A 12,615-nucleotide genomic window follows, 5' to 3' on the forward strand; every position below is an offset into this window, starting at 1 on the left:
AGGCCGGGGCGAATAATGCTGAACACACAGCAAAACCGGACCCCTCCGCCATCCGGCGGAAAAGCTCCGGTTCCTGTCAGCCTGCCATTCCCTGTTTCCTTGGGGAGTAACTGCGTAATAATTCTTCAACCGCCGGACGAACCCGGGAGGAATTGCCGATCCCGGCCCGTTCGCCCGCCTCTCGGATACGGATATCCGGCGAAGGTTTAAGCAGAAAAGCTGCCTTTTCCATGCAGGCTGTTTGGATAGAGCGGCTTAACTTTCTCTTCTCCGGTCTCCATTTGCTCGTTTGCTCAGGGATATTCAGTAAGCGTCTGTCTGTAGCTGCTGACGGTAGCCGCAGCTCCTGTATTGTTCACGATGTGAGTGATCTCGCCATTGCCGGACAAGAAGACGGAGGTCGCGTGATGGATTTTGACACCTGGGACATTTGGAACTTCAATAGCACTGTTCAGTGCAACGACGGCATCTCTGAAATATGAGTAGACCCCTAAGCCCCACGCCTCATGTGTGGTTACAGTATTCGCCACCTTGTAGGAAGCAAAGCCGTTCACCGGCCCGTTCATCCAAGCGCTCTGGCTGGGCACATCATAGGGAATCTCCGATTGGTACATATAGGTCCGGCCGCCGTTGCCGTTCCACAGTGTCTGGTAATTGTGGTAGTGTTCAACGAACAGGCCGTATATCGTAACATTGTTTCCGTTCACAATCAGGCCGTTTGTCGTCGTGTTGGTATTCCAGGCGGCCCCTGTGCCATGATCTGCCCGCCAAATCCAGAAATGGTCGCCAATGACGTTATTGCTGTTGATCTTCAGGCTCACATCGGCTTTACCGACTGCCGCCCCGCCAACTCTGAAGAAAATATCGGACAGCGAGGTTGGATTGGCCGCATGGTTCTCCGCGCTTCCGGCTGGCCCCACTTCCATCAGCACCGGTGAATTGACCGCGCCTGCATCGAACAGCAGCCCCGCGGCCTTGACGCCGTCCACATCGGCAACCGCCATTGCCACCACGCCGTTCTCCGGCATCAGAGTGGCAAATCCAAGCCCTAGCACTACCGTATTCGCATTGTTAACATGAATCGTATCTGTCAGATGATAGACTCCCGGTGTAAAAATCAGATGCTTGCCTCCGGCGAGCGCAGCATTGATGCTGGCAGCGCTGGAGGTATCCGGACGGGCGATATAGAACTTGTCGATGGGCAGCGAGGTTCCGGCGGCGGCTCCGTCCGCCCATGAGGTGCCTTGGGAACCGGTGCGGAGAGCGGGGACGAACACCTGGTATTTACCCGCTCCGTCCACATACAGGAACGGCTTCTCGCGGACTGCCGGCGTTTGCGCTACCACCGTATACGGGCTGTCCGGCCAGCTGCCGGAGGGCGGATTCACACTGCCGACAAAGACATGGTTCCACACCCCGTTTGTCCAGGTGCTCCACTTGCTGTTCCGGGAGAGCCACTGCTGCTGGGAGCCGGGAGTTACTTTACTGTCCACCAGAGAATCGGCCAGAAAGCCTCCGCTGGACCAGCCATCCTGATCGAACAGGGACAGGCTGCCTTTGATATGCACGCGTCTGAGCGGCGCGGCCTGGGCGACTGCCCATTGGTTGTCGCCCGACGATGGCGCGATGGAGAGATTCTCCGCCGAACGCCAGAAATTCAGCGTCGCGTTATCCCCCATCCAATTGGCGTCAACCGTTACTCCGCCGTTGATCGTCACATCATCAGGCAGGGAGCCGAGTCCGGCCACCTGGGTATAATAGCCCACTCTGACATTGGCATTGTAAGTGCCCGGCTTAAAGAGCAGCGCGTAGCGCTCATTCCCGAACTGGTTCTGCTCCTGTGTGGCGAAGATGGAGCTGGCTGTGGCTTGAATCGCTGAAGCGGGCATGGACGGATCGAAAATATACACATTCGGGCCAAAATCCGGCAGGGTCACAGCCGTAACCGCTGCCGAGAGGGCAGATTCCACGCCTGATTTTACAGCCGATACTTTATAGTAATAAGCAGTATTGCCGGCCAGTCCCGTATCGGCATAATTTACTGCCGTAAGCACGCTGCTGTTCAGCTTGCTGAAAGTCCCGGTGCTGCTGGTTGAACGGTACAGATTATAGCCGCTCGCCCCGGCGGCCGCATTCCAGCTCACGCTGGCCGAGTTAACCGTGTTTGAGCTTGCCGCAAGGCCGGTTGGCGCACCCGCTCCATTCCCGCTGTCTCCGCTGCCGTATACTTCAAGCTCCCACAGCGAATAGCTGTACTGGGTGCCGCGCTGGGTGCCGTTCATCTTCACATATCTTGCGCTGACCGGCGTGAAGCTGAGATCGTCGGTCGCCCCATCGCCTGTTGTTGTCGAATACGCCGTCGTCCAGTTGGTGCCGTCCGCCGAGGTTTGGATCGTATAAGCTTTGCCGTAGGCGGCTTCCCAGTTCAGAAGAACACGGCTGACCGTAGTCACTGCCCCCAGATCCACCTGAAGCCACTGCGGATCGGCCGGCTGTGATTCCCAGCGGGTACCCGCATTTCCGTCCACGGCCAGGGAAGCTGCCTGCAGCGGGTTAGCGGAAGCTGTTGCCGGCTTATTCAGCGCCAGATTGGCTGAAGCCGAGGCCGCCGTTACAGCCTGCGGTACCGCTGCATCGCTATAGCCGGACGCCGCGACTGTAATCGTATAGGTTTTGGCTGTGGTGAACAATGCAGCGCTCAGCGTGATTTTGCCCGCGGCAACACTGTATTGGCCTGACCCGATTGTCGTTCCATCCACCTTGACGGAGGCAATATTGCTCCTCCAGGCCGGATTGTCTGTAAAGGTCAGCTCTATGGGCTGGCCCACGGTATTCTGCGTGGTATCGGCTGTCAGCACAGGCGGAGCGCCGACACCGGTTTCGGTTCCGTACACCTCAAATTCCCACAATGAGTAGCTGTACTGGGTGGCACGCTGGGTGCCGTTCATCTTCACATATCTTGCGCTGACCGGCGTGAAGCTGAGATCATCTATAGCGCCATCGCTTGCCGTGGTTGAATGCACAGTTGTCCAGTTGATTCCGTCAGCAGAAGCCTCAATGGTATAGGCCTTGCCGTAAGCCGCTTCCCAATTCAGCACCACGCGGCTGACCGCAGTCACCGCTCCCAGATCCACCTGAAGCCACTGCGGATCGGCCGGCTGTGATTCCCAGCGGGTACCCGTGTTCCCATCCACGGCCAAGGCGGCCTCCTGGAACGGAGTGCCGGAGGATGTTGCCGTTTTGCCGAGCGCCAGGTTCGTCGCGACGGCAGAAACTCTGCCGCCCCAGGAAGAGAACAGCGAAGCGGCCATAAGAGCTGATAGAGCAATAGCCTGTATCCTTTTGTTCCATACTCGCATAATGTAACCTCCTCTAAGTTTTATGGAGCTTGGCTCCTGCGATTTTGCTCCGCAATAAAACTGCTTCGTAAGCATTCGCTTTAGTTTTATGGAGCTTGGCTCCTGCAATTTTGCTCCGCAATAAAACTGCTTCGTAAGCCTGCCTTTACAGTAAGCGCTTCCATTATGGTGTGCAAATTCCCTCCCCCGGATATAAATTTATAGCCGACATTAATCAACCCTTTATTTGGATGTTAAGGATTTTATTAAGCATCTCAAGCCTACCCTGGAAAATGGAAGATTTATATAGCATTATTTTTGTTTCCCTGCCAATTTTTTGTGGTCTTTTCATCCGATTACGGGGACAGCGGCGCAAGCGGATGGTATAGTATAGATCGGCTAAAATTTAATTCAAACCGTAATATACATTAACGAAGGTGAACCCGATGAACAAGCTATTATTCCATAATATACCGCCGGGCGCTGCCGGCGAACACATTCCGCAGGCTAGCATCGCCTCTGCCCGGACGAGCCGGGAGATAGTGAGGCCCGGAGAACCGGATGCCGTTTACTTCCGCAGGCTGGAGGAGAGCGGAATTCTGCTCAACGCCTCCCAGATCGCGGCGGTGCGGCATTACCGGGGGCCGCTGCTGACGCTGGCCGGGGCCGGCTCCGGCAAAACCTCCGTGCTGATCTGCAGAGCCGGGTATTTGCTGTCGGTGCGCGGCATCTCTCCCAGCCAGCTGCTGCTGCTGACCTTTTCCAATAAGGCAGCGGCGGAAATGCGCGGCCGGATCGCCCTGCTGCCGGGCGTCAGCGAGAGCGGCGCCGCGCGCCTGCAGGCCCGCACGTTCCATTCCTTTTTTCTCTATTTCCTGCGCCGTCAGGGCCTGCAGCAGGAAATCTTCAATGAGACGCGGCGCCAGCATATTCTGCTGAAGCAGATCATGCGCGAGCTGGGGCTGCCAAAGGATGCCTATCCCCCGGAAACCTTGCTTGCCCTGCTCTCCACCTGCAAGATGAATCTGGGCGAGCCGGGAGATTTGCCGGAAGCCTCGGCCTCAGAGAAGGAAATGAAGGCGGTTCTGATGCTGTATGAGCAATGGAAGCTCGACAATTTCAAAATCGATTTCGATGATGTGCTGCTGATCGCCTGCCGGATGCTGCGGGAGAAGCCGGAGCTTTTGCTGGAGCTGCAGATGAGGTTTCTGTATGTGATGGTCGATGAATTCCAGGATACCAATGCGCTGCAATATGAGCTTGTCCAAATGATTGCCCGCCCGCAGCATAACCTGATGGTCGTCGGCGACGATGACCAGACGATTTATTCGTTCAACGGAGCGCGAAGTGAATTCATTCTTGAATTCGAGAAGCTCTACCCGGGTGCCCGGGTCATTACGCTCGATATCAATTACCGCTCCGGCCCCGCGATTGTCGGCCTCGGCAATGGAATTATCCGCCACAATACACGGCGCAGATCCAAGACACTGCAGGCGGCCAGGGGCAGCGGCAAACAGCCCTGTTATCTGCGCCCGCAGACGGCGGATGAGGAAGCCGGGCAAATCGTGGAGCATATCCTGAGCGAGGTACAAAGCGGAGCAAGGAATTATAGCGATTTCGCCCTGCTGTACCGCGCTTCAAGCAGCAACCGGGCTATGCTTGAGCTGCTGCTCCTGCGCGGTATTCCCTACATCGATTATGGTGAAGGCCAGCTGCTCTACGAGCACTGGCTGATCTCTCCGGTGCTGGACCATCTGCGGCTGTCGGTCAACCGGCGCAACTTCGCCGCGATGGAGAATATTCTGCCGACCCTGTACATGAGCCGGGAGAAGGGCATGAACCATATCCGCCGGATGGAAGGCATTCAGCCCAAGCAGGGGCCGCTGATTCACCTGCTGTCGCTGCCGGGCATGGAGGATTTCAAAAGCGTGAAGCTGCGGGAACGGCTGGAGCTGATCCGCGGCCTGATTCAGCTGACTCCGGTGCAGGCGATCCGCCAGATCCGCACCGCCTTCTATGACTACTTCATCGAAGCCAATGAGCGGCATCAGGCCACTCTGCACCGGGAAATGCTGAAAGAAATGCTCGATGAACTGGAAGCCTCGGCGGAACGGTTCGACAGCATCCCGGTGTTCCTTGAGTTCATCGATCATGTGACCGAATGCAACGAGCGGAGCCGCCTGCCTGGCTTCAATGAGCAAGGCGACCGGGTTGCGCTGATGACAATTCATAAATCGAAGGGGCTGGAGTTCCCGGTAGTCTTCCTGATCGGAGCGTCCGAGGGCATTCTCCCCCACAGCTCCGCGCTGGAGGGAGACCGGCTGAAGGACCGCAAGACAGCACAAACAACACCGGTCAGAGGAACCGGCACGTCCGTTGCCGGCAACGCAGCGGGCCTCGCCGCGCTTGAAGAGGAACGGAGGCTGGCCTATGTAGCTGTAACCAGAGCCCGCGAGGAGCTGTTCATCAGCTCGCCCGCACAGCACCGCGGCAAGAAGGCCGAGGTCTCCCGCTTCATGCTCTCCGCCTTCAGGGCAACCGGAGTTGCCGCTGCCTTAAGCGGAATTCCGGCGGCGGCAAGGCCATTCCCACGCACAGCGTCCGGAGGGAGAACACACCGTGTCCCCGTCTGGAACTGCACAGGCAGCCGCTGCCCGGGGTGGACGCGGATGAAGGCGGGCGGAGCAGAGGATCACCTGTCCTCCAAGCCCTGCCCGCTCTGCAGTTCTCCGATGGAAAAAGGCAGCCGCGAGGTCCCCGTGTAACGGATATGCATTCACGGGCCACAGCCCCCTAATGTCAGCAGTGTCTTTACAGGCGCTGCCGGCGTTTTTTCATGCATAGACAACACAAAAAGCCCCATCAGGCAGACGCAACCGGAATCATGGGATCATGAGTTTCCTTCACGTTCTGCCCGAAGGGGCTGTATGGTTCATCTTGTATTTAAGCCGGAGTCGCCGCCGGTTCTTCCTCTTCCTCATGCACAGTCTTGATCTGGATCATTACTGTACTTGGATCAGTCAGCACTTCAACGCCATCCTGGAAGATCAGGTCAGAAACGAGCAGCTGGTCGCCGATGGCAAGGCTGCTGATATCCACTTCCATCGAGGTTGGCAGATCGCCCGGCATACAGCGCACTTCAACTTCATATAATTCTACCTGCAGCGATCCGCCGGCCTTAACGCCAGCCGCTTCTCCCGCAAAATGGATTGTAACCTTGCTGTCCATGCTGATGCTCATGTTCACATGCTGAAAATCAATGTGCAGCACCTTGCCCGACATGGAATCCTTCTGAATATCTTGTACAACTACCGGAACGGCTGTATTATCGGACAGCTTACCCTGCAAAATGGCCCGGGGGTTGGTTCTCAGCACATCCAGCAGCTCTTTTTCATTAACTTCCAGGCTCAAAGTATCTTTATTGACTCCGTACAGTACAGCCGGGATATGTCCCTGTTTTCTGGCGGCATTCAGGTTGGACTTGGTTTCAGCCGTACGATTGCTCAGTTGGATAAATTTACTCATTATTATATTTCCCGCTCTCTTTGACCATAAATTCTTGTCATCGCCAGTATACCATGACCATAGAATCTAGTCAAACTCCTCTCTTTTCTACTGCTCATACTCCAAAAAAGGGTCCGGTATCTCGATCTGGTACGCCTCGGCATCGCTAACCCCCACGGAGAGCACAGCCCGCCCATTATCCCCCCGCACCAGGCCGCCGCTGAAAATAACATCCTGCAGGTCCGGACGTTTGCCGGGACCAATGGGAAAGTCGCTTCTGGCGGCAATGATTTTGACAGGTGTCGTCTGGGCTGTATCAGGATTGAGAGAGAAGACCATGGAATAATAGTGTTTTTGTCCCAGGCGGTCAAAGCAGGCAATATGCCCAAGCACACCTACATGGCCATTTTTCAATAACTGGGCTTCATTCGCACCGCCCCATTCCTCGGGCACAAACTGATCCTGCAGCACCTCCGCTTCCAGGAAGGTCTGCTCACTCAGCTCCTCCAGTGAATCAATAATGGTGAAGCCGATCTGACCTCTTCCGCCCCTGGCTCCCTGCGGTCTTGTGAATACGCCGATTCTGCCGTCCTGCAGTTCAATCAGCCGGATATCCTTCATTGTCCCCGGCCCGGAGGAGAAGTGGCGCATGGAGTCGATGCGGTAGCCACGGTAAAACTGGGTCGCCCACGAGACGATCCGCTCAGGATCATCCGCCGCCGTAATGACCTCTACCCCGCCTACAATCAGTTCTCCTTTTATCAGCGTGACACACGGGTCCTGCAAATTATAGGTATGTGTATGGGGGCGCGGGATCCAAACTCCTTCCCGGCGTGTAAAAAAGAAGACTTGAGAGAACTCGCTGTCCCGTTCCTCAACTCTTCCCAGGATAACTGCTTCCCCATCATGCGCAAAAGGGGCTGTTATGTTGTATACATCACGTTTGCCGACACCGGAGAAGACCAGCTTCTCCACGTGTACTGTGCGAAGATTGGCATAGAAGGTATCCAGCAGTTCGTTACAGGTTGCCGTCTTGCCCGGACTCCTTGTCATTGCCTTCCTCCTCATATTCGTTTGCTTTCACTATTGCCCAATCATTTTCATCCGGTTCCATGCGGATCAGTTCACCCGGCTGAATATCAAAATAAGTGCATAGCTTCAGCAGCAGATCCCGGGGATACTGCACCATCTCGTCTTTATACATCCGCCGGACGGAATCGAAATGGTAATTGATATCTTTGGCTAGCTTGCGGATGGATAACTTGGGGTCATGGCGTTCCATAACCTCACTTAATTTACTTCGTATAACTGGCATTCAGGCACCTCCAACAACACTATATCCGCAGACAGGGGGGCTAGTCAATAAATTGACAAGAAAAAACGGTCATGTTATAGTTGTAACAGGAAATAAATTGCAGATCCAAAACTTTATACCACTTTCTCACCTAGAAAATAAAGTCCTCTTTATTTTCTTTTTTTATTCCGAATTACGAAATTGAATAGGGAGGCTCTTCATTATGAAACAAGCCAGCAGCAACCGGAATATTGTTTTTCTGTCCACCAGCCTGCCCAGAGAATGCGGAATCGCCACGTTCACCCAGGATCTATTGGATGAGTTCACGAAGCTTCAGGGCTTCGGCAAGCCGAGGATCATCGCGATGAACAACAACGAGACCTACCGTTACAGTGACCAGGTAATGAGGGAAATCAGCCAAAACACTCTGTCCGATTATATAGATGCCGCCGAAGCCATCAACCAATCCGATACCGATCTGCTGGTCATTCAGCATGAATTCGGGATCTATGGCGGAGAAAGCGGCGAATACCTTCTGCAGTTCATCGAGAAGCTTCATGTGCCCTATGTGGCCATTTTCCATACAGTCTTAACGAATCCTACCCCCAAGCAGCACCAGATCATCACCCGGATTGCCGGGCTGAGCGTCAAGGTGGTCACAATGGCCCAGTCTACCGTGCAGGATTTAATCTCCGTGTACAGTATCAACGCCGCCAAAATTGCGTTCATCCATCACGGCGTGCCTTATGTAGAGACTGCTTCCCGGGCAGAGCTTAAAGCGCAATATAGCTTCGGTGACCGCAAGATTCTCTCCACCTTCGGCTTTCTGAGTCCAGGCAAGGGCATTGAATACGCCATCGAGGCTATGAGCGGAGTGGTTAAGCAGCATCCGGACGCGCTCTATATCATCTGGGGCAAGACCCATCCCGTGGTCAAGCTGGAAATCGGCGAGGTCTACCGGGAAAAGCTGACCGGCCTCGTGCACAAGCTGGGCCTCACGAACAATGTGCTGTTCGTCGACAAGCTGCTGACGCAGGAGGAAGTGATCCAGTCGCTGGTGATGTCGGATATCTATTTGACCCCTTATCTGGGCAAGGATCAGGCGGTCAGCGGAACGCTCGCTTACGGCGTCGGCTACGGCCGGGTGATTATATCCACCCCTTACCGGTATGCCGAGGAGATGCTTGCCGACGGGCGCGGCCTGCTGGCGAATTTCCGGGATTCCGCTTCACTGGAAGCCTGCATCCTGGAGCTGCTGGACGATCCTTCCAAGGTGACGGACATGGAGAACCGCACGCTTGCGCTGGGAAGAACCATGATGTGGAGTGAGGTGGCGAAAACGTATGCCGCCATCTTTCAGGATATCATAGCCCTTGCCAAGCCGGCGGACCGGAGCGTGATTTGATGCAGACACCTGCGGCTGTCCAGTTCAAAACCGATTACCTGCGCAGAATAACCGATGACACGGGGATTTTTCAGCATACCAAATTCGGGGTTCCCGACCGTTCCAAGGGCTATACCACCGATGACAACGCCCGGGCCTTGATCGCAGCTGTACTCATGTATAAGAAAAGTCCGGACTCTTCAACACTGGACCTGATCCATACCTATCTGTCCTTCATCCATCACGCGCAAAATGAGCAAGGCAACTTCCGCAATTTCATGGACTATAACCGTTCCTTCCTGGAAGACAGCGGCTCCGAGGATTGCCAGGGACGCACCCTGTGGGCGCTGGGCTTCATGCTCTCTTACTCTTCCATCCTGCCGGATAATCTGCTGAATACCTGCCGCTATCTCATCAATCAGGCACTGCCGCATATCGGGGGATTAGGTTCCCCGCGGGCCGTAGCCTATGCTGCCGTTGGCCTCAGCTATCTCCTTGGCACACCCGGTGCATTAACCTATTCCTTCCCGTATCCGCACACAGCAGGGAATTCAGCGGAAGAGGCAGCCTTTCTGCCCAAGAGCGCCATTACTGATGTTATCGAAAATATTGCCGTCCGGCTGCATAAGCAATATGTACGCACCAAAGGCGAGGGCTGGAATTGGTACGAGGACAGCCTTACCTACGGCAATTCGATGCTGCCCTGGGCGCTGCTCAGAGCCTTCCGCATTTCCGGCAATCCCGATCTGAAAGCTACAGCCAAAGAAAGCCTGGATTTCCTGGCTTCACAGACCTTCGCGCCGGGAGGCTACTACAAGCCTATCGGCAGCCATGGCTGGCTGCTGCGCGGCGGCAAGCCTGCGGAGTATGACGAGCAGCCGATTGAGGCCTGCGAAATGCTGCTGGCCTGCCGCGAAGCTGCTGAAGTGCTCAAGGACCCGGCCTATCTGCAGCAGGCGGATCTCTGCTACGCCTGGTACACCGGGCATAATTCCCTGAAGCTGCCCGTGGTGGATTCCCAGACCGGAGCCTGCTATGACGGCATCCACAGTGCGGGACTGAATCTGAATCAAGGGTCGGAGAGCATCATCTCCTTCTCCATTGCCCATCTGGTGACCCATTATGAATAAGTTCGCCACCATTCTCGCCGGAGGCGGCGGCACCCGTTTCTGGCCGCTGTCCAGACAGGAAATCCCCAAGCAGCTGCTCAATATCAGCGGAAACGACATTATGCTGAACGACACCATTGAACGCTTCAAGGGGATTATCCCCCAGGAAAACACCGTCATTGTAACGAACCGTACACAGGCCGTGCTGCTGGAGAGCATCATGCACAGCAGCGTACAGAAGAGCAATATTCTGATTGAGCCTGTAGCGCGCAATACCTCGGCCAGCATTTTGTTCGCCGCCTTTTCCATCATGCATATGACCCAGGAGGACTCGCTGATGGTCGTGCTCCCTTCGGATCATTATATAACCGATGAGCCGCAGTTCCGGCTGACGCTGGATGAAGCCTGCACCTTCGCCATGGAGAGCGATAAAATCGTCACCATCGGCATCAAGCCCACCTTCCCCTCTACCGGCTACGGCTATATCGCTTATGATAAAGAGCCCATCGCAGTAAATCCGGTAGCAGTGTATGATGTGGCAGAATTCGTGGAGAAGCCGAACTTCCAGAAAGCACAGGGCTATCTGGCCTCCGGCAATTATCTGTGGAACAGCGGAATTTTCATCTGGAAAACCTCGGTGATTATTGATAATTTCAAACGGTATCTGCCACGGCTGTATAACACGATGCTGCCAATCAGCGAAGCGCTGGGTACGGAGCAGGAGGCGGAGACGATCAGCCGGATTTATCCGCTGCTGCAGAATATCTCGATTGATTACGGCATTCTGGAGCGTTCCGACGAGGTGGTTGTGCTGTCCGGCCAATTCGGCTGGAATGACATCGGCAGCTGGGATGCACTGGGCGCAATCTTCCCGCCCGATGATGCAGGCAACATCATCAAGGCCAATCACATGGGCATCGACACCCGCAATTCGATTATCTACGGCAACGGGCGGCTGATTACCACCATCGGCGTCGACGGGTTCATCATAGCCGACACCGGCGATGCGGTCCTGATCTGCCCCAAGGACAAGGCCCAATCCGTCAAGGATATCGTGGATCTGCTCAAGGAAAAAGGCATGCTCGAATATATTTAATATAAGCTCTTACATCTAAACAACAAACGGCTGCGCCTCCCTTAAGTAAGGGCGGGGCAGCCGTTTGTTGTTTCTGCGGGAATTGCGGGTACGGAAAGGCCCGGGCGGCCAAAGTCGTATCCGGCCTAGAGGGTCTTTCCCGCTGCGATGCCTTCATAAGGCTATTCAAGTCCAGGCCCACAGAAATCCGTCGCGGTCCCAGGCAATTCTTCCTGCGTGCAGCTTGCGGAACGCCTTCTTCACGTCCTTGGACAAGGATGCGTTCCCATTCTCATTCACATATACAAACTGCTCGCCAAAGTTGGCCTTCACATATTCAATCGCGGCCGTCTGGTACAGAGTTCCCGTAAAGCGGATCTCCTTGACCATCCATTCCGCTACCTCTTGTGCGGTTGCTTCCATCAGGGTGGTGCTCCTTCCCGAAATGCTTTACAATGCCTTACTATTATAGCATGAATATGACCTTCCGGGAGTGTGCGCCGAGGTTCGAGGTTCGCCGGATTCGCCGGGGTTACCGGGGACCGGGCGGGTCACATTGGCATGCGGGGATCACGCTGAACGGATTAGGTGAAGGCCCTACAGCAGGTAGAATACGTTCATTGCTAAGCCTGCCAGGTAGCCGCCATCAAAATCAGCTTGCTGCGGCGAGCTATATAAGCTGAACTTAAGAATGATGGACAGCCGATGGACGAACCCCTTGCGGAGCAAGGATTTCGTCCATGCAGCAAGTTACATTCTTAAGTTCACTCTATATAGTGGGAAATTGTACACTTAATCAACCATGGCCTGGCAGCCACCGTCGGTCATGAAAAACAGATGAAGACAGAGTGCGTATTTGGTAAAATGGTGCTGTGGATCAGAGGTCGATAAAATATTGGTGAGAAATCCCG

At 55.0% G+C, this 12,615-nt stretch carries 9 protein-coding genes; 4 read left to right on the forward strand and 5 right to left on the reverse strand.

Features of this window, described 5'->3' with window-relative positions; all coding sequences use genetic code 11:
- Positions 1–293: 293 nt before the first annotated feature.
- Entirely contained in the window at positions 294–3,359 is a 3,066-nt protein-coding gene (locus tag HYD27_RS32260) for a discoidin domain-containing protein (protein WP_228745413.1), read from the reverse strand.
- 425 nt (positions 3,360–3,784) lie between these two features.
- Between HYD27_RS32260 and HYD27_RS29275 the strand changes: the two genes are divergently transcribed.
- Complete coding sequence (locus HYD27_RS29275) at positions 3,785–6,103, forward strand: UvrD-helicase domain-containing protein (RefSeq protein ID WP_219221211.1); 2,319 nt, start codon at positions 3,785–3,787, stop codon at positions 6,101–6,103.
- Between the two features lie 178 nt (positions 6,104–6,281).
- On the opposite strand, the gene HYD27_RS29280 is transcribed toward HYD27_RS29275, so the two are convergent.
- From HYD27_RS29280 to HYD27_RS29290, 3 genes are all read right to left on the reverse strand, one after another.
- Positions 6,282–6,863 carry a 50S ribosomal protein L25 gene (locus HYD27_RS29280; protein ID WP_219221212.1) on the reverse strand — a complete coding sequence of 194 codons (582 nt, stop codon included), beginning with the start codon at positions 6,861–6,863 and terminating at the stop codon, positions 6,282–6,284.
- 87 nt (positions 6,864–6,950) lie between these two features.
- Complete coding sequence (locus HYD27_RS29285; RefSeq protein WP_219221214.1) at positions 6,951–7,895, reverse strand: DUF1861 family protein; 945 nt, start codon at positions 7,893–7,895, stop codon at positions 6,951–6,953.
- The gene (locus HYD27_RS29290) at positions 7,861–8,157 is read right to left on the reverse strand and encodes a helix-turn-helix domain-containing protein (protein WP_219221216.1); all 297 of its coding nucleotides are present in this window, start codon (positions 8,155–8,157) and stop codon (positions 7,861–7,863) included. Before HYD27_RS29290 ends, HYD27_RS29285 begins: the two co-directional genes overlap by 35 nt.
- A gap of 202 nt (positions 8,158–8,359) precedes the next feature.
- Here HYD27_RS29290 and HYD27_RS29295 point away from each other — a divergent pair, with 202 nt between their 5' ends.
- From HYD27_RS29295 to HYD27_RS29305, 3 genes are read left to right on the forward strand one after another with little or no spacing between them, the layout of a single operon-like run.
- Complete coding sequence (locus tag HYD27_RS29295) at positions 8,360–9,541, forward strand: glycosyltransferase family 4 protein (protein ID WP_219221217.1); 1,182 nt, start codon at positions 8,360–8,362, stop codon at positions 9,539–9,541.
- The gene (locus HYD27_RS29300; RefSeq protein ID WP_219221219.1) at positions 9,541–10,650 is read left to right on the forward strand and encodes a glycosyltransferase; all 1,110 of its coding nucleotides are present in this window, start codon (positions 9,541–9,543) and stop codon (positions 10,648–10,650) included. The genes HYD27_RS29295 and HYD27_RS29300 overlap by 1 nt, the downstream gene beginning before the upstream one ends.
- The gene (locus HYD27_RS29305; protein WP_219221221.1) at positions 10,643–11,725 is read left to right on the forward strand and encodes a mannose-1-phosphate guanylyltransferase; all 1,083 of its coding nucleotides are present in this window, start codon (positions 10,643–10,645) and stop codon (positions 11,723–11,725) included. Before HYD27_RS29300 ends, HYD27_RS29305 begins: the two co-directional genes overlap by 8 nt.
- A 165-nt stretch (positions 11,726–11,890) precedes the next feature.
- On the opposite strand, the gene HYD27_RS29310 is transcribed toward HYD27_RS29305, so the two are convergent.
- On the reverse strand, positions 11,891–12,127 hold the full coding sequence (locus HYD27_RS29310) for a DUF6953 family protein (RefSeq protein ID WP_219221223.1): 237 nt from the start codon (positions 12,125–12,127) through the stop codon (positions 11,891–11,893).
- Between the last annotated feature and the right edge of the window lie 488 nt (positions 12,128–12,615).

It is taken from the genome of Paenibacillus sp. S150 (assembly GCF_019352175.1).
Lineage (GTDB): Bacteria > Bacillota > Bacilli > Paenibacillales > Paenibacillaceae > Paenibacillus_AQ.